General features: G+C 59.7%; 21 protein-coding genes. 11 read left to right on the top strand and 10 right to left on the bottom strand.

Going from position 1 to position 25392, the window contains the following annotated elements:
* The first annotated feature begins 111 nt into the window (after positions 1–111).
* The gene (locus Q7W83_RS17265; RefSeq protein ID WP_150637505.1) at positions 112–1173 is read left to right on the top strand and encodes an AI-2E family transporter; all 1062 of its coding nucleotides are present in this window, start codon (positions 112–114) and stop codon (positions 1171–1173) included.
* Here the strand turns inward: Q7W83_RS17265 and Q7W83_RS17260 are convergent.
* The 3 genes from Q7W83_RS17260 to Q7W83_RS17250 form a co-directional block, all read right to left on the bottom strand.
* Positions 1170–1352 (bottom strand): hypothetical protein, encoded by a 183-nt coding sequence (locus tag Q7W83_RS17260; RefSeq protein ID WP_150631630.1) that lies wholly within the window; start codon positions 1350–1352, stop codon positions 1170–1172. The two genes, Q7W83_RS17265 and Q7W83_RS17260, sit on opposite strands and share 4 nt — an antisense overlap.
* A 112-nt stretch (positions 1353–1464) precedes the next feature.
* A complete protein-coding gene (locus tag Q7W83_RS17255; protein WP_084319749.1) occupies positions 1465–1659 on the bottom strand; it encodes a hypothetical protein in 195 nt (64 codons plus the stop codon).
* A 234-nt stretch (positions 1660–1893) separates the two neighbouring features.
* Positions 1894–2262, bottom strand: a complete 369-nt coding sequence (locus tag Q7W83_RS17250; RefSeq protein ID WP_031319047.1) for a hypothetical protein — start codon at positions 2260–2262, stop codon at positions 1894–1896.
* 246 nt (positions 2263–2508) lie between these two features.
* Here Q7W83_RS17250 and Q7W83_RS17245 point away from each other — a divergent pair, with 246 nt between their 5' ends.
* Entirely contained in the window at positions 2509–3327 is an 819-nt protein-coding gene (locus Q7W83_RS17245) for a shikimate 5-dehydrogenase (RefSeq protein ID WP_150637500.1), read from the top strand.
* 207 nt (positions 3328–3534) lie between these two features.
* Here Q7W83_RS17245 and Q7W83_RS17240 read toward each other — a convergent pair whose 3' ends face one another.
* The 3 genes from Q7W83_RS17240 to acnA all read right to left on the bottom strand — a co-directional run bounded on the left by Q7W83_RS17240 (position 3535) and on the right by acnA (position 8894).
* Positions 3535–5100: a methyl-accepting chemotaxis protein gene (locus tag Q7W83_RS17240; protein ID WP_150631628.1), complete on the bottom strand. Its 1566-nt coding sequence runs from the start codon at positions 5098–5100 to the stop codon at positions 3535–3537.
* 103 nt (positions 5101–5203) lie between these two features.
* Positions 5204–5995: a CPBP family intramembrane glutamic endopeptidase gene (locus Q7W83_RS17235; protein ID WP_458377194.1), complete on the bottom strand. Its 792-nt coding sequence runs from the start codon at positions 5993–5995 to the stop codon at positions 5204–5206.
* A gap of 157 nt (positions 5996–6152) precedes the next feature.
* Complete coding sequence (gene acnA, locus Q7W83_RS17230; protein ID WP_458377195.1) at positions 6153–8894, bottom strand: aconitate hydratase AcnA; 2742 nt, start codon at positions 8892–8894, stop codon at positions 6153–6155.
* 222 nt (positions 8895–9116) lie between these two features.
* Here acnA and rlmM point away from each other — a divergent pair, with 222 nt between their 5' ends.
* Together rlmM and tusA are read left to right on the top strand one after the other, a co-directional pair.
* Positions 9117–10190: a 23S rRNA (cytidine(2498)-2'-O)-methyltransferase RlmM gene (gene rlmM / locus Q7W83_RS17225; protein ID WP_150631625.1), complete on the top strand. Its 1074-nt coding sequence runs from the start codon at positions 9117–9119 to the stop codon at positions 10188–10190.
* 91 nt (positions 10191–10281) lie between these two features.
* Positions 10282–10533 (top strand): sulfurtransferase TusA, encoded by a 252-nt coding sequence (gene tusA / locus Q7W83_RS17220; RefSeq protein ID WP_150631624.1) that lies wholly within the window; start codon positions 10282–10284, stop codon positions 10531–10533.
* Positions 10534–10641: 108 nt separating this feature from the next.
* On the opposite strand, the gene Q7W83_RS17215 is transcribed toward tusA, so the two are convergent.
* Positions 10642–12045, bottom strand: a complete 1404-nt coding sequence (locus Q7W83_RS17215; protein WP_150654213.1) for an MATE family efflux transporter — start codon at positions 12043–12045, stop codon at positions 10642–10644.
* A 212-nt stretch (positions 12046–12257) separates the two neighbouring features.
* Between Q7W83_RS17215 and pdxB the strand changes: the two genes are divergently transcribed.
* Positions 12258–13400: a 4-phosphoerythronate dehydrogenase PdxB gene (gene pdxB, locus Q7W83_RS17210; RefSeq protein ID WP_150631622.1), complete on the top strand. Its 1143-nt coding sequence runs from the start codon at positions 12258–12260 to the stop codon at positions 13398–13400.
* 185 nt (positions 13401–13585) lie between these two features.
* On the opposite strand, the gene Q7W83_RS17205 is transcribed toward pdxB, so the two are convergent.
* Positions 13586–13765, bottom strand: coding sequence for a PA1571 family protein (locus Q7W83_RS17205; RefSeq protein ID WP_150631620.1), 180 nt, complete (start codon positions 13763–13765; stop codon positions 13586–13588).
* A 247-nt stretch (positions 13766–14012) separates the two neighbouring features.
* On the opposite strand from Q7W83_RS17205, the gene Q7W83_RS17200 reads away from it, so the two are divergent.
* Positions 14013–15821 carry an ABC transporter transmembrane domain-containing protein gene (locus Q7W83_RS17200; RefSeq protein ID WP_191623681.1) on the top strand — a complete coding sequence of 603 codons (1809 nt, stop codon included), beginning with the start codon at positions 14013–14015 and terminating at the stop codon, positions 15819–15821.
* Between the two features lie 75 nt (positions 15822–15896).
* On the opposite strand, the gene Q7W83_RS17195 is transcribed toward Q7W83_RS17200, so the two are convergent.
* On the bottom strand, positions 15897–17825 hold the full coding sequence (locus Q7W83_RS17195; protein WP_150637490.1) for a transglycosylase SLT domain-containing protein: 1929 nt from the start codon (positions 17823–17825) through the stop codon (positions 15897–15899).
* 213 nt (positions 17826–18038) lie between these two features.
* Here Q7W83_RS17195 and Q7W83_RS17190 point away from each other — a divergent pair, with 213 nt between their 5' ends.
* Entirely contained in the window at positions 18039–19958 is a 1920-nt protein-coding gene (locus Q7W83_RS17190) for an ATP-binding cassette domain-containing protein (RefSeq protein WP_150631617.1), read from the top strand.
* A 108-nt stretch (positions 19959–20066) separates the two neighbouring features.
* Here the strand turns inward: Q7W83_RS17190 and Q7W83_RS17185 are convergent, their stop codons facing one another.
* Entirely contained in the window at positions 20067–20507 is a 441-nt protein-coding gene (locus Q7W83_RS17185) for a universal stress protein (protein WP_008028495.1), read from the bottom strand.
* A gap of 103 nt (positions 20508–20610) precedes the next feature.
* Between Q7W83_RS17185 and Q7W83_RS17180 the strand changes: the two genes are divergently transcribed.
* The 4 genes from Q7W83_RS17180 to Q7W83_RS17165 all read left to right on the top strand — a co-directional run bounded on the left by Q7W83_RS17180 (position 20611) and on the right by Q7W83_RS17165 (position 25347).
* Positions 20611–21048, top strand: a complete 438-nt coding sequence (locus Q7W83_RS17180; protein ID WP_150631616.1) for a hypothetical protein — start codon at positions 20611–20613, stop codon at positions 21046–21048.
* Positions 21049–21655: 607 nt separating this feature from the next.
* A complete protein-coding gene (fadB, locus tag Q7W83_RS17175; RefSeq protein ID WP_150631615.1) occupies positions 21656–23803 on the top strand; it encodes a fatty acid oxidation complex subunit alpha FadB in 2148 nt (715 codons plus the stop codon).
* Positions 23804–23835: 32 nt separating this feature from the next.
* Complete coding sequence (fadA, locus tag Q7W83_RS17170; RefSeq protein WP_150631614.1) at positions 23836–25011, top strand: acetyl-CoA C-acyltransferase FadA; 1176 nt, start codon at positions 23836–23838, stop codon at positions 25009–25011.
* A gap of 99 nt (positions 25012–25110) precedes the next feature.
* Positions 25111–25347 carry a DUF1653 domain-containing protein gene (locus Q7W83_RS17165; protein WP_017337558.1) on the top strand — a complete coding sequence of 79 codons (237 nt, stop codon included), beginning with the start codon at positions 25111–25113 and terminating at the stop codon, positions 25345–25347.
* Positions 25348–25392: the final 45 nt, after the last annotated feature.

Below are 25392 nucleotides of genomic sequence, written 5' to 3'. Positions count from 1 at the left end.
ATCTATGCTTGATGAACAAACGGATGGCACTCGCGCGAACCGTGGCGGACTAAGCATCAGAACGGCTCTTGCTTCAAGGGCCTGTGCCCTGCGGACTGACATGGATCGGACATGAGCGAAGAGACGGTACAAGACAAATCACTGGTGATTCTGCTGGGGCTGGTGACCGCCGCGTTTATCTGGATTTTGCTGCCGTTCTACGGCGCGGTGTTCTGGGCGGTGATTCTCGGCATTCTCTTCGCGCCGCTGCAGCGGCGCCTGCAACTGAAGTTCGGCTGGCAGCGCAACCTGACGTCACTGCTGACATTGAGCATTTGTCTGGTCATCGCGATCCTGCCGGTGATCATCCTCAGTATTCTGCTGGTCCAGGAAGGGGCGGCGCTTTACAAAAGCATCGAAAGCGGCGAACTGGACATTGCCGGGTACGTCACGCACTTCAAACACAGCCTGCCTCCGTACTTCCAGCATTTGCTCGATCGCGCGGGGGTCGGCGAACTGGAAGGGCTGCGGGAGAAAATCATCAAGAGCGCAGTGACGGGCAATGAGTTCATCGCCAACAAAGCCTTCAGTTTCGGCCAGGGTACGTTTGATTTCGTGGTGGGGTTTTTCATCATGCTGTACCTGCTGTTCTTCTTTTTGCGCGACGGTGCAGAACTGGCGCGCAAAGTGCGCGCCGCCGTGCCGCTGGAAGAACACCAGAAACGTCGTTTGCAGCTCAAGTTCAACCGCGTGGTGCGCGCCACGGTGAAGGGCAACCTGCTGGTGGCAATCACGCAAGGTGCATTGGGCGGCTTTATTTTCTGGTTTCTGGACATCCCGAGCTCGTTGCTCTGGGCGGTGCTGATGGCGTTTTTGTCGCTGTTGCCGGCGGTTGGCGCAGGGATTGTCTGGGCGCCGGTGGCCGCGTTTTTCCTGTTCAGCGGGGCGATCTGGCAGGGCGTGGTGCTGGGGCTGTTCGGGGTGTTCGTGATCGGCCTGGTGGACAACGTGCTGCGCCCGATCCTGGTGGGCAAGGATACAAAGATGCCGGACTATCTGATCCTCATTTCGACCCTCGGTGGCCTGGCGATTTTCGGACTCAATGGCTTTGTCATCGGACCGTTGATCGCCGCGCTGTTCATGTCGAGCTGGGCGATTTTCATCGAAACCAAACCACGGGTTCAGCTGCCTTAGGCGCTGAGTCGACCGGTGTGGAGGCTCTGCGACAGGGCCTTGGCCGCGTTAAGCGAGGTAAGCGGACCGCTGATCGGTTCGCCGTCCTGCACCAGATACCAACAGGCGAGCAATCCCAGCTCTCTAAGCGGGGCGGGAACGGCGCTGCCGATAACGGACATGATCTGAACCTGGGACATAAGTACCTCCATCAATCTATGGAGCTACCTTACGGACCCGATGCTTGAACGAGAAATCAACGCTTTCGATAGTCGTCATTGACGCCAGCAGCCCCAAACGACCGTCTGTCAGTCAGTCAACCACCAAATCCAGCATATGGACCACTTCGTGCTCGTTGAGCAGGCCTTTGCGCACCAGGTTTTCGGCCAGCAACGAAAGAAACTTGGCGCTGCGGTGGCCTTCCAGGTGCTTGAGTTCGGTCAGGGCGTTGTACACCTTGCTGGAGGTGCACAAGCTGATATCGCGGTGCGGGTTTTGCGTGGGCATGAGGTCGTCCTTGTTGTTATCAACCTGTTGTTGGCGGACAGATCCAAGCTTGCGGACCTGACATGACATAAATATGACCGTTCCCCCTGCGCGGGGGAAGGACGCTTGAGTCAATCTTGCCCGCTTGAACCGGCGGGACTGTCCCGATAGCGACCTTGGCGAGATGTATCCAGACGTTCACCGACGAACGGGCATAAAAAAGCCCCGCTATAAAAGCGGGGCCTTGTGAGCCTGTTACCAGCGGCCGTAACCATGGGGATGGCCGTAATAACCGCGTGGCGGGCCGTAATAGCCGCGGGGCGGACCGTAGTAGACCGGTGGCGGGGCGTAATAGACCGGTTGTTGCACGTAGACCGGCGCCGGCTGGTAGTAAACCGGTGGCGGTTGCTGTACGTATACCGGTTGCGGCTGGTAGTACACCGGTTGTTGCTGGACATAAACGGGCCGGTTGCTATTGATGATGGCCGAACCGACGATGGCCGAGCCAACGATCGCGCCAAATACCGCTGGACCTTGCCAACCGTGACCGCCGCCAGCCTCTGCCTGCCCTGCGATAGCAAGCGCACCGATCAGCAAGGCAACTGTGGGGATTTTACGGATCATGATCATTCCTCGGTTCTTCAACCCGGCGCTTGGGTCTGCAATAGACCCAAGGATTGTCGCGGGGATACTTCTAAGACAGCGTTTTTTTGAAAATCAGCACAGCCGTTGGGTAAATTTTGTGTAAGGTCTGTACCGGCTTCGTTACCCACGTGCGCTGCCACGAGCAGGCACGCCGATATGATCGATCAGAACGCGATGGAATGGCTAATCCCGTCCATCTGAAAGTGCTACCGAAGGAGATTCTTCATGCAGATGAACCCCAACAAAGACACTCAGCTGTGCATGTCCCTGTCGGGGCGCCCGGGGAACTTTGGCCTGCGATTTCACAATCATCTGTACGAACAACTTGGCCTGAACTTCTACTACAAGGCGTTCCGCAGCCAGGATCTGACCGGGGCTGTCGGTGGCATCCGCGCCTTGGGGATTCGCGGCTGCGGCGTGTCGATGCCGTTCAAGGAAGCCTGCATTGCGCTGGTCGATGAGCTGGACGCGTCGGCTGCCGCGATTCAGTCGATCAACACCATCGTCAACACGGACGGCCACCTCAAGGCTTACAACACCGATTACATCGCCATCGCTCAATTGCTGGAAACCCATCAGGTACCCAAGGAATCGACCTTTGCCCTGCGCGGCAGCGGCGGCATGGCCAAGGCTGTGGCCAGTGCCTTGCGCGATGGCGGTTACAAAAACGGCCTGATCGTCGCCCGTAACGAGCGCGCCGGACGAGCGCTGGCGGAGTCGCTGGGGTATCAATGGCAGGCCGATATGGGGGCTCAACGCCCGCAAATGTTGATCAACGTGACACCGATCGGCATGACCGGCGGGCCTGAAGCCGATCACCTGGCGTTTGCTGCTGAAATCATCGCAGCGGCAGAGACCGTCTTCGATGTGGTGGCGATCCCCTCGGAAACACCACTGATCGTGCGTGGGCGTGCCGAAGGCAAACGGGTGATCACCGGACTGGAAGTGATCGCCATCCAGGCGCTGGAACAGTTCGTGCTGTATACCGGCGTGCGGCCGACGGATGAGCAGTTTCAGAAAGCTGTGGCGTTTGCCCGAAGCTAGAGGCTGCATGGTGTGGCGGTTGTGCTGGCCGCTTCGCGGGCAAGCCCGCAGAGTGACAGGTGTGTTACGCAAAATTCATTTCCGGCACAAAACCCTGTAGGAGCGGGCTTGCCCGCGATGAGACCCTGGCAGACAACATCACTTTCAGATTGGCAAGAAAAAACCCGGAAGCTTTCACTGTCCGGGTTTTTGTTTTTCCAGCATCAATCAGCGGTTAAACCGCTCCACCAACGAATACTGGGTATTCGCAGTCTTCGTCAGCTCTTCACTCAGCAACGCCGAGTGCTGCGCCTGTTCCGACGTCTGGTCAGCCAGTTGCGAGATGTTGCTGATGTTGCGGCTGATTTCTTCGGCCACCGAGCTTTGCTCTTCGGTCGCGGCAGCGATCTGCGTGGTCATGTCGGTGATGTGCGCCACCGCTTCGCTGATCCCGATCAACGCCTGGTCCGCTTCGAGCACCCGCGCCACACCTTCTTCCGCCTGGCGATGCCCGGCTTCCATGGTTTGCACGGCGGTGCTGGCGGTTTGCTGGAGCTTGGCGATCAGGGCGTGAATCTGCCCGGTGGATTCGCTGGTGCGCTGTGCCAATTGACGAACTTCGTCGGCAACTACCGCAAAACCGCGCCCCATTTCACCGGCCCGCGCCGCTTCGATGGCGGCGTTCAACGCCAGCAGGTTGGTCTGGTCGGCGATGCCTTTGATCACGTCGACCACGCCGCCGATTTCATCGCTGTCCTTGGCCAGTTGCGTCACGGTCAGGCCGGTTTCGCCGACCACTTCCGACAGGCGCTGAATGGCTTCGCGGGTTTCCCCGGCGATGTCACGGCCGCGCCCGGTCAGGCGATTGGCTTCCTGAGTCGCATCCGCCGTGCGTTGCACGTGGCTGGCGACTTCCTGCGTGGTCGCGGCCATCTGATTGACGGCGGTGGCCACTTGCTCGGTTTCGACGCGCTGACGTTCCAGGCCGGTAGAGCTGCTGTGAGCCAGGGTGTCGGACTGCTTCGCTTGGTCGCTCAGGTGCTCGGCGGTGTCCTGCAGACGGGTCAGGCAGGTTTTCAGGCGAGCTTCCTGGCTGAGGATCGACATCTCCAGACGCGCCTGAGCGCCGCGACTGTCGGTGTACATCTGCGCGATCAGCGGGTCGGACGTGGTCTGCTCGGCCAGGCGCAGCAAGCGCTTGAGACCGCGCTGTTGCCAGCTCAACCCCAGCAGGCCCAATGGCACCGAAAGGCCGGCGGCCAGGGCAAAACCCCAGTGGGAGTTCAGCGTGGCGCCGATCATGAAGCTCAACTGGCTGACCAGAATGAACGGCAGCCAGTCCTGCAGGATCGGCAGCCATTTATCGGTGGAAGGAATCGCTGACTTGCCCTGGTTGATGCGTTGGTAGAGCGCTTCGGCACGCTGGATCTGTTCGGCGGTGGGTTTGACCCGCACCGACTCGTAACCGATCACCTGGTTGCCATCGAACACCGGTGTGACGTAGGCGTTAACCCAGTAGTGGTCACCGGTCTTGCAGCGATTCTTGACAATGCCCATCCATGGCAAGCCTTGTTTCAATGTGCCCCACATGTGCGCGAACACCGCAGACGGTACGTCAGGGTGACGGACCAGGTTATGCGGCGCACGGATCAGTTCCTCGCGGGAAAACCCACTGATTTCGACGAACGCGTCGTTGCAGTAGGTGATCACGCCCTTGGCATCGGTGGTGGAAATCAACCGTTGCTGAGCCGGGAAGGTCCGTTCGCGTTGTGTAATGGGCTGGTTGTTACGCATGGCTTTTTCAATCCGCAAGGCTTTGAGTGGTTGTCGGCATCGTCAGGGGTTTATTGAATTTTTATTTCAATAATCAGCGGCGCGTCGCAAAACGACCGTTGCGTCATCCCGCCAGCATCGGATAGGTGAACAGGCCGAAATGCAGCAGGTTCAAACCGAAATGCGTGGCAATGGCCGCACCCAACCCGCCGAAACGGTAGGCCAGACCATAGCCGACACCTGCCAGGCTCGCCAGTAACACCCATTGCCAGCCAGCCCCCCCATGCACCAGACCAAACAGCAGCGAAGCGAGCAACAGCGCCAGGTTTTCGCCATAAGGCAGGTGTTTGAAGTGCCGACTGAGACCGCCCTGAAGGTAGCCACGAAACAGCGCTTCTTCCACCAGCGTCACGAGCAGCAGGTTGTTGACCAGCCACAGCCACGCCTGATCGGGCCATTTTGGGGCCCAATTGATCACGCCCAGCAATAGCGCGCCACCCAACGCCAGCACGCTGCTCAGCGTCAGCCCCATCGCGGTGGCAAAAACGCCAAGCCGCAGCGAACGCCGGCCGACAATCCACGGGCAGACCAGTAATAGCCAGAAACCGATCAGCGGTTTGTCCAGATTCAGGAACAGGGCAAACGGTGCAGCATCGTCGGTAAAACGATGCGGATTGATACCGCGACCATTGTGGAAGCCGGGCAGCCAGTGCATCGCCAATGCCAGCGCCATGAAAACAAACAGGGCGTGACCGAGGTAGCGGCCAATCGGGACCTGTTGTTGGCGAGCCGCGAAACCGGCGATCAGCAGCAGTGCAACCGAGATAAGCGCCAGCCAGCCGAGGCGGCCGTATGTCAGGGCCATGGCGTAGCCGAGGGAGAGCAGGGCCAGGAAGGTCCATGGCAAAGCAAACATCTGAAGTCCTTGTGTCGAAGATTCTGCGGGTCGTCTCGGTCCTTTGTAGGAGCAAGCTTGCTGCTTCAGGGGGCGGTATAAAAAAAGAGGGGCGATTATAGGGATGTCCGTACAAACAAAAACACCGCCCGAAGGCGGTGTGTTTTTCTGCGAACACTTACGATGCAATCAACTGCCGCAACACATAGTGCAAAATCCCTCCTGATTTGAAGTATTCGACTTCATTCAGCGTATCGATCCGGCACAGCACCTCGATTTTCTCGCGGCTGCCGTTTTCACGGGTGATGATCAGCGTCAGGTTCATCCGCGGCGTCAGCTCGACGCCGGTCAGGCCCAGAATATCCAGGGTCTCCTTACCGGTGAGATTCAGGCTCTTGCGGTTCTGATCCAGCTTGAACTGCAAGGGCAGCACGCCCATGCCCACCAGATTGGAGCGGTGAATCCGCTCGAAGCTTTCGGCGATGACCGCTTTCACGCCCAACAGATTGGTGCCCTTGGCCGCCCAGTCGCGGCTTGAGCCGGTGCCGTATTCTTGCCCTGCGATCACCACCAGCGGCGTGCCCGAGGCTTGGTAACGCATGGCCGCGTCGTAGATCGCCAGTTTTTCCCCGGTGGGAATGTAAATCGTATTCCCGCCTTCCTCGCCGCCGAGCATCTCGTTGCGAATGCGGATGTTGGCAAAGGTGCCGCGCATCATCACTTCATGGTTGCCGCGACGGGAACCGTAGGAGTTGAAGTCTCGCGGTTCCACGCCTTTTTCTCGCAAGTAATTGCCCGCCGGGCTGTCGGACTTGATGTTGCCGGCGGGGGAGATGTGATCGGTGGTCACCGAGTCGCCGAGCAGCGCAAGGACTCTGGCACCCGCGACGTCCTTGACCACGGGCGGTGGGCCGCCGATGTCGTCGAAAAACGGTGGATGCTGGATGTAAGTCGAATCGTCCTGCCAGACATAGGTTGCCGCTTGCGGCACTTCAATCGCCTGCCATTGCGCGTCGCCGGCAAACACTTCGGCGTATTCCTTGTGGAACATCGCGGTGTTGACCTGATTCACTGCGTTGGCGATTTCCTGGGTGCTTGGCCAGATGTCCCGCAAGTAAACCGGGTTGCCGTCCTTGTCGTCCCCCAGCGGTTCGCTGCTGATATCAATGCGCACCGTGCCAGCCAGGGCATACGCGACGACCAGCGGCGGCGAGGCCAGCCAGTTGGTTTTCACCAGCGGATGCACGCGGCCTTCGAAGTTGCGGTTACCCGACAGCACCGAAGCGACGGTCAGGTCGGCTTTCTGGATGGCTTTTTCGATCGGCTCCGGCAACGGCCCGGAGTTACCGATGCAGGTGGTGCAGCCATAACCGACCAATGCAAACCCCAGCTCATCAAGGTATTGCGTCAACCCGGCCGCCTTGTAGTAGTCGGTCACCACTTTCGAGCCCGGCGCCAGCGAACTTTTTACCCACGGTTTGCGCCTGAGGCCTTTCTCCACGGCTTTTTTTGCCACCAGGCCGGCGGCCATCATCACGCTCGGGTTGGAAGTGTTGGTGCAAGAGGTGATCGCGGCGATCACCACCGCGCCGTTTTTCAGTCGATAGGTCTGGCCGTCGTACTCGTAGTCCGTTTCGCCGACCAGATCCGCGTTGCCGACCGCGACGCCGCCACCGCCCTCACTTTCCAGGCGACCTTCTTCCTTGCTGGTGGGCTTGAACTGCAGGCCGAGAAAGTCGCTGAACGCTTGCGCGACATTGGGCAACGACACCCGGTCCTGTGGGCGCTTGGGCCCGGCGAGGCTGGCTTCGACGCTGCCCATGTCCAGCGCCAGGCTGTCGGTGAACGCCGGCTCCTTGCCGGGCAGGCGCCACAGACCCTGGGCCTTGCAATAGGCCTCGACCAGTTTCACGGTTTCAAGCGGCCGGCCGGACAGGCGCAGGTATTCCAGCGTCACGTCATCCACCGGGAAGAAACCGCAGGTGGCGCCATATTCCGGGGCCATGTTGGCGATGGTCGCTCGGTCAGCCAGCGGCAGGTCGGCAAGACCGTCGCCGTAGAATTCGACGAATTTGCCGACCACACCTTTCTTGCGCAGCATCTGGGTCACGGTCAGCACCAGATCGGTGGCGGTGATGCCTTCCTTCAATTTGCCGGTGAGCTTGAAACCGATCACTTCCGGAATCAGCATCGACACCGGCTGACCGAGCATCGCCGCTTCCGCTTCGATCCCGCCGACACCCCAGCCGAGGACGCCGAGGCCGTTGATCATGGTGGTGTGGGAGTCGGTGCCGACCAGGGTGTCGGGGAACGCATAGGTGCGACCGTCCTCATCCTTGGTCCAGACCGTGCGGCCGAGGTATTCGAGGTTGACCTGATGGCAAATCCCCGTGCCCGGTGGCACCACGCTGAAGTTGTCGAAGGCGCTCTGGCCCCAGCGCAGAAAGGCATAACGCTCGCCGTTGCGCTGCATTTCGATGTCGACGTTCTGTCCGAAGGCGCTGGCGCTGCCGAACTTGTCGACCATTACCGAGTGGTCGATCACCAGGTCCACCGGGGACAGCGGATTGATCCGCTGCGGGTCGCCACCGGCCTTGGCCATGGCGGCGCGCATGGCGGCCAGGTCGACCACGGCGGGCACACCGGTGAAGTCTTGCATCAGCACCCGGGCAGGGCGGTACTGGATCTCGCGGTCGGAGCGGCGCTCCTTGAGCCAGGCGGCTATCGCCCGGAGATCGGCGCCGGTGACGGTTTTTTCGTCTTCCCAGCGCAGCAGGTTTTCCAGCAACACTTTCAACGACATTGGCAGCTTGTCGAGATCACCGAGGCTTTTGGCGGCGTCGGGCAGACTGAAATAATGGTAGGTCTTGTCGTCGATTTGCAGGGTTTTAAGGGTTTTCAGGCTATCGAGGGACGGCATTGAAATGACTCCTTTGAGTCCGCACGGCTACGGACTGACGTGACGAACAGAGCTTTTAACCTAGCCCTGTTTAGGCGTTAAGGCTAATAACTGGACTCTATGGCCAAGTCCAAGGTTCCGAACTCGGCTATCATGCGCCGGTTTTCGTGACAGGCTTTGCTTCAACGCAAGCCTGGGCATCGCGCAGTGGCTGAATTCTTCGCCAACTGCCCAGGAGTAAGAATGAACACCCTCTTTATGCATTGCCGGCCGGGCTTCGAAGGCGAAGTCTGTTCCGAGATCTCCGAACACGCCGCACGGCTGAACGTCGCCGGTTATGCCAAGGCCAAAACCGCCAGCGCCTGCGCCGAATTCATCTGCACCGAAGAAGACGGCGCCGAGCGCCTGATGCGTGGTCAGCGTTTCGCCGAGCTGATCTTCCCGCGCCAATGGGCGCGCGGGATTTTCATCGACTTGCCGGAAACCGACCGCATCAGCGTGATCCTCGCGCACATGGCGGACTTCCCGCTGTGCGGCAGCCTGTGGCTGGAAATGGTCGATACCAACGACGGCAAAGAACTGTCGAACTTCTGCAAGAAATTCGAAGTGCACCTGCGCAAAGCGCTGATGGCGGCGGGCAAGCTGGTGGAGGACGAAAACAAGCCGCGCCTGCTGCTGACGTTCAAAAGCGGTCGCGAAGTGTTCATGGGCCTGGCCGAGTCGAACAACTCGGCGATGTGGCCGATGGGCATTCCGCGCCTGAAGTTTCCCCGCGAGGCACCAAGCCGTTCGACCCTGAAGCTGGAAGAGGCGTGGCACCATTTCATTCCGCGCGATCAGTGGGACGAGCGTCTGCACAGCGACATGACCGGCGTCGACCTTGGCGCAGCGCCCGGCGGCTGGACCTGGCAACTGGTCAATCGCGGCATGCTGGTGACGGCCATCGACAACGGCCCGATGGCGGAAAGCCTGATGGACACCGGTCTGGTGCAACATTTGATGGCCGACGGTTTCACCTACAAGCCCCGCCAGCCGGTGGACTGGATGGTCTGCGACATCGTCGAGAAACCGGCACGCAACGCGGCGATGCTGGAAGAGTGGATTGGCGAAGGGCATTGCCGTGAGGCGGTGGTCAACCTCAAGCTGCCGATGAAACAGCGTTACGCCGAAGTGAAGCGCTTGCTCGAGCGCATTGCCGACGGCTTCAAGGAGCGCGGGATTCGGGTCGAAATCGGCTGCAAACAGCTGTATCACGACCGTGAAGAAGTGACGTGCCACCTGCGCCGGCTCGACGTGAAGAAACCGAAATCCCGCTGAAATGCTTATATCCCTGTGGGGGCGGTGTATGTCACAGATGACGTTAAACCCGGCAATGCGCGACAATGCCGGCCAGTTTCAGGAGTGAATCATGAGTGAAATGCTTGATACGCCGGTAGACGGCACCCTCGACGCCTCCGGCCTCAACTGCCCGGAGCCGGTGATGATGCTGCACCAGCACATCCGTGACCTGGCGCCCGGCGGCCTGCTCAAGGTGATCGCCACCGACCCGTCGACCCGTCGTGACATTCCCAAGTTCTGCGTGTTCCTCGACCACGAGCTGGTCGCGCAGCATGAAGAGGCCGGCACCTACCTCTACTGGATTCGCAAGAAGTCCGATTGACCCACAAAAAACTACGTTGGGAGCCAGCCTGCTGGCGATGGCTGATTCAAACTCAACATCATTGTTGACTGAATCACCGCAATCGCCAGCAGGCTGGCTCCCACAGGGTCAACTCAGCCCGTTGCGGATCCGCTTGCGTGCACTGCGCGTCAGGCGGATCGACAGCATCAGCGCGGCGCAGCTCAGGCCGACGATCAAACCCTGCCACAGCCCGCTCGGGCCACTCGGCGTGCCGAACCAGTCGGTCAGACCCAGCGCGTAACCCACCGGCAAACCAATGCCCCAGTACGCGAAGAGCGTCAGGATCATCGTCACCCGCGTGTCCTGATAGCCGCGCAACGCACCGGCCGCCGTGACCTGGATCGCATCGGAAAACTGGAACAGCGCCGAGTAAACGATCAGCATCGCCGCCACGCGAATCACCGTTGGGTCCGCCGTGTAGATGGTCGCGATGTGCTCGCGCAGCAACAGCATCATGCTCGCAGAGATACACGCGTAAGCCAGCGCCGTGCCCATGCCGACACCGGCGGCGAAACGCGCTTCACGCGGCTCCTGACGACCGAGCGCCTGACCCACTCGTACGGTCACGGCCATGCCGAGCGAGTAGGGAATCATGAACACCAGCGAACTGAAGTTCAGCGCGATCTGATGCCCGGCCACCACGGTCGCGCCGAGGCTGCCGATCAGCAGCGCAATCACCGCGAAGATGCTCGATTCGGCGAACACCGCGATGCCGATCGGCAGGCCGATACCCAGCAGGCGTTTGATCACTGGCCACTGCGGCCAGTCGAAACGGCTGAACAACTGGCTCGACTGATACGCCGGCGCCCAGCGTTCCCAGCCGGCCATGCCCAGCGCCATCACCCACATCACAATCGCCGTGGCCCAGCCACAACCGACGCCGCCCATGGCCGGCACACCGAAGTGGCCATAAATGAAGATGTAGTTCAGCGGAATGTTCAGTGCGAGCCCGCACAACCCCAGGACCATCGCCGGGCGCGTGCGTCCCAGGCCGTCACTGAAACAGCGCAACACATGGTAGAACGCGACGGCGGGCAGCCCACTGGCGATGCCGTGCAGGTATTGCATGCATGGGCCGATCAACTCGGGATCGACCTTCATAAGGTGCAAAATCGGTTCGGCGCTTAACAGCATGCCCGTCGCCATCAAACCCACCACCAACGCCAGCCACAAGGCCTGCCGCACGATCGGGCCGATCTCGCTGTGCGTGCCGGCGCCAAAGCGCTGGGCGACTTTTGGCGTGGTGGCCAGCAGGGTGCCGGTCATCAACAGAAACACCGGGACCCAGATCGAGTTGCCCAACGCCACCGCTGCCAGGTCTCGCGGCCCGACTCGGCCGGCCATCACCGCATCGACGAAGCCCATCGCGGTAGTGGCAAGTTGCGCAATCATGATCGGCAGCGCCAGGCCGAGCAGGGTTTTCAGCTCCATGCGAACCCGAGCCGGGCGATTGAGGGGAATTGCAGCGGAGTGGTCAGTCACGGAATTCAAGGGCGAAACGTCCAAAAGGTTTTGATGCGCGAGGCCGCGCATTCTACGCGTTGACGCAGTGGTCAGGAAAAGTCCTGTGTTAGCCATTTGTAAGCATCGACTCGCGGTGTTCGCATCTCCTGAGTGGTGGCTTCATGTCTGAGGTGGTTAATGCCCGCTGGCCCGCCACAGGCTTCTGCGCCTACACTGCCGATCCGCCAAAGGAGCCTGCCATGCTGATTGTTGCCGACGAAAATATTCCGCTGCTCGATGCCTTCTTCGAAGGTTTCGGTGAAATCCGCCGGGTGCCGGGACGTTCAATCGACCGCGCCACCGTCGAACAGGCCGATGTGTTACTGGTGCGCTCGGTGACCAACGTCAATCGCGCGCTGCTCGAAGGCAGCAAGGTGCGCTTTGTCGGCACTTGCACCATCGGCACCGATCACCTCGACCTCGATTACTTTCAGCGGGCCGGCATCACCTGGTCCAGCGCCCCCGGCTGCAATGCCCGTGGCGTGGTCGACTACGTGCTGGGCAGTTTGCTGACGCTTGCGGAAATCGAAGGTGCCGATCTTACCCGGCGTACGTACGGCGTGATCGGTGCCGGCGAAGTGGGCGGGCGGTTGGTCAAGGTTCTGCAAGGGCTGGGCTGGAACGTGCTGGTCTGCGATCCGCCACGGCAAGCGGCTGAAGGGGGTGATTTTGTCAGCCTTGAGCAAATCCTCGAGCAGTGTGATGTCATCAGCCTGCACACACCGTTGAAAAAACACGGTGCCGGATCGACCTGGCATCTGTTCGACAAGAACCGTTTGAATCAGCTCAAACCCGGCGCCTGGCTGATCAATGCCAGTCGTGGCCCGGTGGTGGACAACGCTGCCCTGTGCGAAGTGTTGCTGCAGCGCGAAGACCTGCAAGCAGTGCTGGATGTCTGGGAAGGCGAGCCCGAGGTCGACGCGGCACTGGCCGACCTCTGCGTGCTGGCGACACCGCACATTGCCGGTTACAGCCTCGACGGCAAACAACGCGGGACGGCGCAGATCTATCAGGCGTATTGCGATTTTCTCGGGCAAACGGCGCAGGTCAGCTTGAGCGATTTGCTGCCGGCACCGTGGTTGTCGCAAGTGACCTTGAACGCTGAAAGCGATCCTGCCTGGGCGCTGGCGATGTTGTGCCGTGGCGTGTACGACCCGCGCCGCGACGACGCGGATTTCCGCCGCAGTCTTGTCGGCAGTGTGAGCGAGCAGCGTGCGGCGTTTGACGGGCTGCGCAAGAACTATCCATCGCGGCGGGAGATTGATGGGCTGCAGGTGCGGATCGAAGGGGATTCGCCGGAGTTGCGCAAGATCGTGGCGGCGCTGGGCGCTTCGGCTGTCTGAAAAACCAGTTGGCCCAATCGCGAGCAGGCTCGCTCCAACATGTATTCTCAGGCGTATGCAGAGTCCACATTCACTGAAGATCTACTGTGGGAGCGAGCCTGCTCGCGATAGGGTGCGCAGCACCCTCAAAATGCACCCACAAAAAACCCGGCCATCCGGGCCGGGTCAAGAAGACGGTGGCTATATCAATCTTGTTTGGCAGGCTTGACCAATCGCTTTTCCAGTTCGCGGCAAGCGTCCTGGATCATGTCTTCAGTGATCGGTACTTCGCGGCCTTTTTCGTCAATGATTGAGCAACCCAAAGACTGATCTGGCTGTGTGCGGATCACTTGAATCTTGTCATCGCTGCTATTTTGCAAGGACATGGCCTGTCTCCTCTTCAGGTGTGTGCTTACTGTAAAACCGCCAGGTGACCGGGCTATGACAACTCCCTGCGATCTTTTCAGGGCGGCAACACCAGTCCACCAGAAATCCCCAAATGTTGCCACCCGGACTTTAGATCAATAGCGTCTAGGACCTGGTCATCGCGGTCATAATTAACCTGACTCATTGTGATTTACAGAGTTCAACCCCATTGAACCCTCTGGCTGGCCCCATCAATTGCGTAACTGGATGAACCCGATGCTCTCTGCCCGTCACCGTCGCGCGATTCGCCTGACCAGTCTTTTTCTCGCACCCTATCGTTGGCAGGCCTTTGGTGCCTTGCTCGCGCTGATCGTTACGGCTGGCATCACGTTGTCCATGGGGCAGGGGATTCGCTTGCTGGTGGACCAGGGGTTCATGACCCAGTCCCCGCATCTGCTCAACCAGACGATCGGTTTGTTCATGGTGCTGGTGATGGGCCTGGCGATCGGCACATTCGCGCGTTTCTACCTGGTGTCATGGATCGGTGAGCGCGTAGTCGCCGACATCCGCCGTCAGGTGTTCAACCATCTGGTTTACCTGCATCCCGGATTTTACGAAGACAACCGCAGCTCCGAAATCCAGTCGCGGTTGACCGCCGATACCACGCTGCTGCAATCAGTGATCGGCTCTTCGCTGTCCCTGTTCCTGCGCAATCTGCTGATGGTGATCGGCGGGATTATCCTGTTGTTTATCACCAACCCGAAACTCACCAGCATCGTGGTGATCGCCTTGCCGCTGGTGATTGCGCCGATCCTGATTTTCGGCCGGCGGGTACGCAGCCTGTCGCGCCTGAGTCAGGACCGGATTGCCGATATCGGCAGTTATGTTTCCGAAACCCTGGGCCAGATCAAAACCGTGCAGGCCTACAATCACCAGGCTCAGGACGAACAGCGTTTTGCCGTGACCGTGGAGGAGGCGTTCAACACCGCCCGTAAACGGATTTTCCAGCGCGCCTGGCTGATTACCCTGGTGATCGTGCTGGTGTTGGGCGCGGTCGGCGTGATGCTCTGGGTGGGCGGCATGGATGTGATGGCCGGGCGGATTTCTGCGGGTGAACTGGCGGCGTTCGTCTTCTACAGCCTGATTGTCGGCAGCGCGTTCGGCACGTTGAGTGAAGTCATTGGTGAGCTGCAGCGCGCGGCCGGTGCCGCCGAGCGGATTGCCGAATTGCTGCGCTCGGAAAACATTATCCAGCCACCGGCGACCGGACTGGTGACGTTGCCCGAGCGGGTGGCGGGCAACCTGGTTCTGCAGGATGTGCGTTTTTCCTACCCGTCGCGTCCTGAAAGCTACGCCGTCGATGGCTTGAGTCTGACCGTCAAGGCTGGCGAAACCCTTGCGCTGGTCGGGCCTTCCGGTGCGGGCAAGTCGACGGTGTATGACTTGCTGCTGCGTTTTTACGACCCGGCCGAAGGCCGCATCCTGCTCGACGGCGTGCCGCTGACTCAACTCGATCCGCTCGACTTGCGCCGTTGCTTTGCGCTGGTTTCGCAAAACCCTGCGCTGTTTTTCGGCAGCATTGAAGAGAACATCCGCTACGGCAACCCGACAGCGACGCTGGAACAGGTCCGGGAAGCGGCGAAGATTGCCTACGCCCATGACTTTATCGAGGCGATGCCTAACGGCTACCAGACTCACCTCGGCGACGGCGGTCTCGGTTTGTCCGGCGGCCAGCGCCAACGCCTGGCCATCGCTCGAGCGCTGCTGGTGGACGCGCCCATCCTGCTGCTCGACGAAGCCACCAGCGCCCTCGACGCCCAAAGCGAACACTTGATCCAGCAGGCCTTGCCCAGCCTGATGAAAAACCGCACCACGCTGGTCATCGCCCACCGCTTGGCCACGGTTAAAAACGCCGACCGGATCGCGGTGATGGATCAGGGGAAACTGGTGGCGGTGGGCACCCACCAGGAGTTGATCGCGAGCAATGCGCTGTATGCGCGGCTGGCGGCGTTGCAGTTCAATGATGGGCGTAATGCCTCGGCAGACCCCGTAACCGGCCCCGTCCCGACCCAGTAACCATCCAAGTCAATCATCATAAAAAATGCCCGCATTTCTCAATGCGGGCATTTTTGTCAGTGCCTCAATTGACAATCATTGATCGTCAAAATAACGCTCATGCCAGTCCACCAACGGCTGTGGCGAGTTGAGCTTCTGGCCGTAGATCACCGAGTACGACAGCACGTTCTGCACGTACTGGCGGGTTTCGTCGAACGGGATGCTTTCCACCCAGACGTCGAAGCTCAGGTGATCCGCGCCGCGCAACCACTGGCGCACGCGACCCGGGCCGGCGTTGTAGGCGGCGGAGGCGAGGACGCGGTTGCCGTTGAACTGGCTGTGCACCTGGCTCAGGTACGCGGCGCCGAGCTGGATGTTCTTGTCCGGATCGAACACATGCTGCGGCGAGGCCAGGGGAATGCTGAACTTGCGCGCGGTTTCCTTGGCGGTGCCGGGCATCAGTTGCATCAGGCCACTGGCGCCGACGCCGGAGCGGGCGTCGTCCATGAAGGCGCTTTCCTGACGGGTGATGGCGAATACCCAGCTCGAATGCAGGCCCCGGACCTTGGCTTCGCGCACCAGGGTTTCGCGGTGGGCCATCGGGAAGCGGATGTCCAGATCGTCCCAGTACTGCGCCTGACTGATGGTGCGGATCGCGGGGAAGTACCATTTCAGGTCATACGCGAGTTTCGCCTGGGCGACCATTTCGTCACGATTGAAGTGGCGGCTGACGTGATACCACTCGCGACGACCATCAACGATCTGCCCGCGTGCGTGGAATTCCAGGGCGCGACGTACACCCGGCGTGTTGCGCACCTTGTTGATCAGCGCCTGGCTAAGTACCAGCGGCTTGTTGTTCAGCGAGTACGGCAGCTGCGAGCGGTCGGCGGCGAGGAAACCGTAGAAATCACGCTCACGGGCGAGGCCTTTGTAAAGCGTCTGCGCCTCCTGGTTCTGCGGTTGCGCCAGCTCCAGGCTGCGGGCCTGCCAGTAGCGCCAGCGATTGGTGGTCGCCAGGTCTTGTGGCAAGCGGCGGGTCAACTGATAGGCATCGTCCCAGCGGGCCAGGCGCAACAGCAGGCGCAAGCGCCATTCAGACACGGTGTTGTCGCGCAATTCCGGGTCGTACTTGGTCATCACATCCAGCGCCCGGCTATCAAAGCGGCGAGCGAGGGTCAGGCCGATTTCCCGGGCGATCGCGACTTTTTCGTCCCGGGAGAAGTGCATGCTGCTGGCATAACCGTCGAGCAATGCCATCGCCTTGTCCGGGTCTTGCTTGGCCAGGCGGCGCAAGCCGAGGCTGACGATGTCAGACATCGGCTCATCGGCCGGGGTGAAGCGCGACGGCTGATTGAGCAGTTCAGGTTTCTGCGCCACATCCACCAACAAGCGACCGCGCGGAGCGAGGGTGGTCAGGCCGTTGACCAGACTGTTGGCCAGCGGATAGTTGCGCGCCTGGGCGGCAAGCTTGGTGCGTTCCCAGCGTTTCTGCTCGGTCAGTTGGCCTTCGGCGGCCCAGATCCCGAACAAGCCATCACACGCCCCAGGCAGCGATTTACCGGTCAGCCAGAGTTTTTCGGCGTTGGCATAACCTTCGGTCTTCTGGTTGCGCGCGATCTGATTCTGCGCGTTCAGGCAGTCCAGTTCGGTGAAATTGAGCTTGGGGTCGTAGTACTTGACGAAAGTCGCCCAGTCGCCGCGATCGGCCAGCCAGCGCAACCAGCGAAGTTTCATCCAGTTGGCTTGCGGCAGGTCGCCGTGTTCGGCGAGGAATTTCTCGATTTCGGCATTGCTTGCGGTTTTCAGACGCGCGGTCAGTTCGTCATACGCAAGGTAAGGCTCCAGCGGGTAATCACGAAGCGCCTGGCTGTAACGGAAGTAGGGACCGGTATCACCCTTGGCCAGGGCGCGCTTGGCTTCATCGTAATATTGACGCTGGGTAGACAGGTCCACCGCCTGTGCTGTTTGGATGGCTGTGGCAGAAAGTAGAAAGCAGGATAAAAGACCAAAAAGGCGGCTGCGCATGAGACGTCCGAACAGAGAAATCATGACAAGCGTTGACGGTGCCAACACTGAATTAACTGTAGCTTAGCCTTTTGCCAGCAGCGGGCGAAAGCTTTGCGGGCCAGTCAGCATCAGTTCGCAACATTTGTCATGCAGAGTGCCCCGAAGGTGAAATTGCCGGCCTTCTGAAGCCTCAAGTCAGGTAGAATGCGCGCCCGGTTTTTGGAGAAGCTCATGACCCTGCTCAAATTCAGCGATGTGTCCCTTGCTTTCGGCGCTATGCCGTTGTTGGACAAGGTGTCCTGGCAGATCGCCCGTGGTGAGCGGGTGTGCATCATCGGCCGCAACGGCACTGGCAAGTCCAGCATGATGAAGCTCGTCAAGGGCGACCAGAAGCCCGACGAAGGCTCCGTTTGGCGCGCACCCGGCCTCAAGATCGGTGAGTTGCCGCAAGAATTGCCGGTAGCCGACGAGCGGACCGTGTTCGACGTGGTTGCTGAAGGCCTGGACGGTGTTGGCGAGCTGCTCGCGCAGTATCACCACCTGAGCCAGAACATCGTCACCGACGCCGACCTGGACAAGCTGATGCACGTCCAGCACGACCTCGAAGCCCGTGACGGCTGGCGTTTGCAGCAACTGGTCGACAGCACCTTGAGCCGTCTGCAGTTGCCGGCCGACAAGACCCTCGCCGAATTGTCCGGTGGCTGGCGTCGCCGCGTCCTGCTGGCGCAGGCGCTGGTTTCCGAGCCGGATCTGCTGCTGCTCGACGAACCGACCAACCACCTGGACATCGGTGCCATCGCCTGGCTCGAAGAGGCGTTGAAGGATTTCCAGGGCGCCGTGCTGTTCATCACGCACGACCGTTCTTTCCTGCAAAACCTGGCGACTCGTATTCTGGAGCTGGACCGCGGTGGCTTGATCGACTGGAACGGCGACTACGCCAGTTTCCTCGTGCACAAAGAAGCCTCGCTGGCCGCTGAAGAAACCGCCAACGCGCTGTTCGACAAAAAGCTGGCCCAGGAAGAAGTCTGGATCCGTCAGGGCATCAAGGCCCGTCGCACCCGTAACGAAGGCCGTGTCCGCGCACTGAAAGCCCTGCGCGTCGAGCGCAGCGAACGTCGTGAGCGCACCGGCAAGGCCAACATTCAGCTGGACACCGCCGACAAGTCCGGCAAGCAGGTAATGGTCCTTGAGAACGTGAGTTTCGCCCACCCGGGCGGTCCGTTCCTGATCAAGGATTTCTCGATGGTCCTGACGCGCGGCGACCGTATCGGTTTGCTCGGTGCCAACGGTACCGGCAAGACCACGTTGCTGAAGCTGATGCTCAGCGGCCTGCAACCCACCAGCGGCAAAGTGGAAGAGGGCACGCGCATCGACGTGGCGTACTTCGACCAGTTGCGCCATCAGCTGGACCTGGAAAAGACCGTGATCGACAACGTGGCCGAAGGTCGCGACTTCATCGATATCGATGGTCAAAGCCGCCACGTGCTGAGCTACCTCGGCGACTTCCTGTTCAGCCCGCAGCGTGCTCGCACGCCGGTCAAGGCGCTGTCGGGTGGTGAGCGCGCTCGCCTGTTGCTGGCGAAACTGTTCAGCAAACCAGCGAACCTGCTGGTCCTCGACGAACCGACCAACGACCTCGACGTGGAAACCCTCGAGCTGCTGGAAGAGGTCCTGCTGACCTTCAACGGCACCGTGCTGATGGTCAGCCACGACCGGGCATTCCTCGACAACGTGGTGACCAGCACCCTGGTCTTCGAAGGTGAAGGCAAGGTTCGCGAATACGTCGGTGGTTACCAGGACTGGCTGCGTCAGGGCGGCTCGCCGCGCCTGTTGGGCGTGACCGAGAGCAAATCCGGCAAAGCCGACCTGACGTCGGCGGTCGTGACGGCTGAAGCTGCACCGGTTGCGGCGGCGGTCGAAGCACCCGTGGCGAAGAAGAAACTCAGCTACAAATTGCAGCGTGAGCTGGAAATGTTGCCGGGCCAGATCGAAGCCATGGAACAGCAGATCGCGGCCGTTGAAGCGCAGATGGCGGACGGTGGCTTCTATCAGCGTCCTGTTGCCGAGACGGCTGCGGTGATCGCTCAGCTTGAGCAGTTGCAGGCTGAGCACGACGTGATGGTCGAGCGTTGGGCCGAGCTGGACGCCTGATTGATCCAGCAATAAAAAAGCCCGGCGTTCAGTGATGAGCGCCGGGCTTTTCGTATGCAACATAATCCTTCTGTAGGAGCCAGCAAGCCGGCTCCCACAAAATCTTTATCAGCTTTTGTTTTGCAGGCGCACCGCAAGCACATCGCAAGGCGCACCGTGCAGCACGTCGTTGGCGGTGGAGCCCAGCAGCAATGCCAGGCCATGCCGGCCATGGCTGCCCACCACAATCAGGTCGCAGGTCTGCTCTTTGGCCAGGTGATGAATCTCCTGGCGTGGCTGGCCGTAGGTCAGGTGGCTGTACTCTTTGGACAGTTCCGGGTACTTCACGATCAGCCGGTCAAGACGTTCCTTTGCCTGATCGAACTGTTGCTGTTGCAACTGGGAAAGGTCCATCGGCACGTCGCCGCCAAAGGCCATGGCCATGGGTTCGACAATGTGCACCAGGGACAATTTCGCGCCGTTGCTCACCGACAATTCGCGAGCACGGTGGATGACAGGGTCGCACTCTTCGGTCAGGTCTACAGCGACCAGAATGTGGTTGTAGGGCATGAGGTGCTCCTCCTGAGGATGCAATATTGGTAAGTATGGCTGGTTTCAAGCGCATTGTTTTCAAAGTGACCCAAAGCGCTCATCAAGAATCGGGAGTACAGATATGACGGTCTGGATAGTGGTGTCAATCCTGTTGGTGGTGTTGAGTCCGCTGGCATGGCTGCGACCGTCCCGTGGGCAGAGCGGGCGCATGGCCCTGCGCATGGAGGCGCGACGCATCGGGCTGGCCATGCAACTGGCTCCTCAAGAGTGGCCGCACTGGCTGAGCCAGGAACCGCCGAGCCCCTGCGCGCAATACCATCGACCGCGTCGCGGCAGTCAGCCCTCTTGCTGGACTTATTGGCAGAAGTCGCCGGGTGTGTGGGTGAATCAGTGGCAGGAGGTCTGCGAGGAGCCGGCGTTGCTGATTCATTTCGAAAAGTTGCCGGCCAACGTCTACAAGGTCGAAGCGGACAAGCAAATGATCACGTTGTATTGGGGCGAGAAGGGCGACGCATCCGTCCTGCAACAAATCGACGCCACCCTCAAGGACCTCGCCTGAACCCGATCCTGCAGGAGCCGGCTTGCTGGCGATGAACGACACGCGGTTTTCCTCGTTATCCGCGTTGTCTGGATCGCCAGCAAGCGGGCTCCTACAGGGCGTTGGCAGATTCGCAGGCAATAAAAAGCCCGACATTCAACATCGGGCTGGAGTTGGCCAGGCAGGCCGGTAATTCGATGTGGCTGATCTTACGCCGGGCATTCGCCGACGCGTTCATATTTTTCCTCAAAACTCCCGTCAGCGTAGCCCGTTAAACAAAGGCTGCGGTGAATTAGGGCGACTTTTCTAACTATTGATCTTATGAATGGCCTCACATGCAGCCGCGTGTTGCAGGTCTTCGTGTTACGGAAATGACCGGAAAGTCGCGTTTCAACCCGTATTTTGGGCGATTGACAATTGTCGGAAATTCCGTGAAGGTGACGTACCCAAATCAAACGGGCGTATGAATTGAGCGTTTGTATTTCAGACCGCTCCTACAGAATCCCGACTATCGCGTTGGCGGGTGTGTCGGGTGGATTGGCGTAGCATCGACGATAAACGTCCCTGCCAAGCCATTCGCCTGCGTCCGACGTGTACTGTTCAGCTTCCATATCGTGGAGATCAGTTGATGATTTACGAAGGTAAAGCCATCACGGTTAAGGCTCTTGAAAGTGGCATCGTCGAATTGAAATTCGACCTCAAGGGTGAGTCCGTCAACAAGTTCAACCGTCTAACCCTGAACGAACTGCGTCAGGCCGTTGACACCATCAAGGCAGATGCTTCGATCAAGGGTGTGATCGTCAGCAGCGGCAAAGACGTGTTCATCGTCGGCGCCGACATCACCGAATTTGTCGAGAACTTCAAGCTGCCTGATGCAGAGCTTGTCGCTGGCAACCTCGAAGCCAACAGAATTTTCAGCGATTTCGAAGACCTCAACGTCCCGACTGTCGCCGCGATCAACGGCATCGCCTTGGGTGGCGGTCTGGAAATGTGCCTGGCGGCGGACTACCGCGTCATGTCCACCAAGGCCAAGATTGGTCTGCCGGAAGTCAAACTGGGCATCTACCCGGGCTTCGGTGGCACCGTGCGCCTGCCGCGCCTGATCGGTGCCGACAACGCCATCGAGTGGATTGCCTCCGGCAAGGAAAACCGTCCTGAAGACGCGCTGAAAGTCGGCGCCGTCGATGCGGTGGTTGAACCTGGGAAACTGCAGGAAGCCGCTCTGGAGCTCGTCAAGCGCGCCATCTCTGGCGAGTTCGACTACAAGGCCAAGCGTCAGCCGAAGCTGGAAAAGCTGAAACTGAACGCCATCGAGCAAATGATGGCTTTCGAAACCGCCAAAGGTTTCGTGGCTGGCCAGGCTGGCCCGAACTATCCGGCGCCCGTTGAAGCCATCAAGACCATCCAGAAAGCGGCGAACTTCGGTCGCGAAAAAGCGCTGGAAGTCGAAGCTGCCGGTTTCGTCAAACTGGCCAAGACCTCTGCCGCGCAGAGCTTGATCGGTCTGTTCCTGAATGATCAGGAACTGAAGAAAAAGGCCAAGGCCTACGACGAAATCGCCAAAGACGTGAAGCAGGCTGCTGTATTGGGCGCCGGCATCATGGGCGGCGGTATCGCTTATCAGTCGGCGTCCAAAGGCACGCCGATCCTGATGAAAGACATCAACGAGCACGGCATCGAGCAAGGCTTGGCTGAAGCCGCCAAGCTGCTGGTCGGCCGCGTTGATAAAGGTCGCATGACTGCGGCGAAAATGGCTGAAGTGCTCAACGGCATTCGTCCGACCCTGTCCTACGGCGACTTCGGTCACGTTGACCTGGTGGTTGAAGCGGTCGTCGAGAACCCTAAGGTCAAGCAGGCTGTGCTGGCCGAAGTGGAAGACAAGGTCAAAGAGGACACCATCCTCGCGTCCAACACCTCGACCATTTCCATCACCTTGCTGGCCAAGGCCCTCAAGCGTCCGGAAAACTTCGTCGGCATGCACTTCTTCAACCCCGTGCACATGATGCCGCTGGTTGAAGTGATTCGTGGCGAGAAGTCCAGCGAACTGGCCGTTGCCACCACCGTTGCCTACGCCAAGAAAATGGGCAAGAACCCGATCGTCGTCAACGACTGCCCGGGCTTCCTGGTCAACCGCGTCCTGTTCCCGTACTTCGGCGGTTTCGCCAAGCTGGTCAGCGCCGGTGTGGACTTCGTCCGTATCGACAAGGTCATGGAAAAATTCGGCTGGCCAATGGGTCCGGCGTACCTGATGGACGTGGTCGGCATCGACACCGGCCACCACGGTCGCGACGTCATGGCTGAAGGCTTCCCGGACCGCATGAAAGACGACCGCCGTTCGGCTGTCGACGTGCTCTACGAAGCCAAGCGCCTGGGCCAGAAGAATGGCAAGGGTTTCTACGCCTACGAGACCGACAAGAAGGGCAAGCAGAAGAAAGTGGCCGACCCGTCGGTGCTGGAAGTGCTCAAGCCAATCGTTTTCGAACAGCGCGAAGTCACTGACGAAGACATCATCAACTGGATGATGATCCCGCTGTGCCTGGAAACCGTGCGTTGCCTGGAAGACGGCATCGTCGAAACCGCTGCCGAAGCCGACATGGGTCTGGTCTACGGTATTGGTTTCCCTCCATTCCGTGGTGGTGCGCTGCGCTACATCGATTCGATCGGTGTTGCCGAGTTCGTTGCCCTGGCTGACCAGTACGCTGATTTGGGCGCGCTGTACCACCCGACCGCAAAACTGCGTGAAATGGCCAAGACCGGCCAGCGGTTCTTCGGTTAAGCGTCCCAACTTTTGAGCGAGAGTGAAATTTTATGAGCTTGAATCCAAGAGACGTCGTGATTGTCGACTTCGGTCGTACTCCGATGGGCCGCTCCAAGGGCGGCATGCACCGCAACACCCGTGCTGAAGATATGTCGGCACACCTGATCAGCAAATTGCTGGAACGTAACGTCAAGGTCGACCCGAACGAAGTCGAAGACGTGATCTGGGGCTGTGTCAACCAGACCCTGGAGCAGGGCTGGAACATCGCTCGCATGGCGTCGCTGATGACGCAGATCCCGCACACCGCTGCCGGTCAGACCGTCAGCCGTCTGTGTGGCTCGTCCATGAGTGCTCTGCACACCGCTGCTCAAGCGATCATGACCGGCAATGGTGACGTGTTCGTCGTCGGCGGCGTCGAGCACATGGGCCACGTGAGCATGATGCACGGTGTCGATCCAAACCCGCACATGTCGCTGTACGCGGCGAAAGCCTCGGGCATGATGGGCCTGACCGCTGAAATGCTGGGCAAAATGCACGGCATCACTCGCGAGCAGCAGGACGCTTTCGGCGTGCGCTCCCATCAGCTCGCCCACAAGGCGACTGTGGAAGGCAAGTTCAAAGACGAAATCATCCCGATGCAGGGCTACGACGAGAACGGTTTCCTGAAACTGTTCGACTACGACGAAACCATTCGTCCGGAAACCACCCTGGAAAGCCTGGCGGCATTGAAGCCAGCGTTTAACCCGAAAGGCGGCACCGTGACAGCCGGTACTTCGTCGCAGATCACCGATGGTGCGTCGTGCATGATCGTGATGTCGGCGCAGCGTGCACAAGACCTGGGCATCCAGCCTCTGGCAGTGATTCGCTCGATGGCAGTGGCAGGTGTGGATCCGGCAATCATGGGCTATGGTCCAGTACCGGCCACACAAAAAGCACTGAAGCGCGCGGGCCTTGGCATCAACGATATCGACTTCTTCGAGCTCAACGAAGCTTTCGCCGCACAGGCCCTGCCAGTGCTGAAAGATCTGAAAGTGCTCGACAAGATGAACGAGAAGGTTAACCTGCACGGCGGCGCGATCGCCCTGGGTCACCCGTTCGGTTGCTCCGGTGCGCGTATCTCCGGCACTTTGCTGAACGTGATGAAGCAAAATGGCGGCAATCTTGGGGTAGCCACCATGTGCATTGGTCTCGGCCAAGGCATCTCCACCGTCTTCGAACGCATTTAAGCGTTCCGTTGACGGAAGCCGGGGCCAAGTGCCCCGGTTTTTGTTTTTCCGGATTTATTTTTGTTTTTATTTTGAAAAGATTTGAGTGAGGGCCAAACCATGCCGATACAACCTGGGCTCTACCAACATTACAAAGGTCCGCAGTACCGTGTATTCAGTATTGCGCGGCATTCGGAAACCGAAGAAGAAGTGGTCTTCTACCAAGCCCTGTATGGCGATTACGGCTTTTGGGTACGTCCCTTGAGCATGTTCCTGGAGTCGGTCGAGGTTGACGGCGAACAGGTGCCACGCTTTGCTTTGGTGCAAGCCGAACCGAGCCTTTTTTCGAAGGCATAAGCTGAGAGCGCGCAGAACCCTGCGCTTGACCTCACCTTGTAGCCA

It is taken from the genome of Pseudomonas sp. 300 (genome assembly GCF_055803035.1).
The sequence above is the reverse complement of the archived record's forward strand: the minus strand, read 5'-3'. Positions and strand labels throughout refer to the sequence as shown.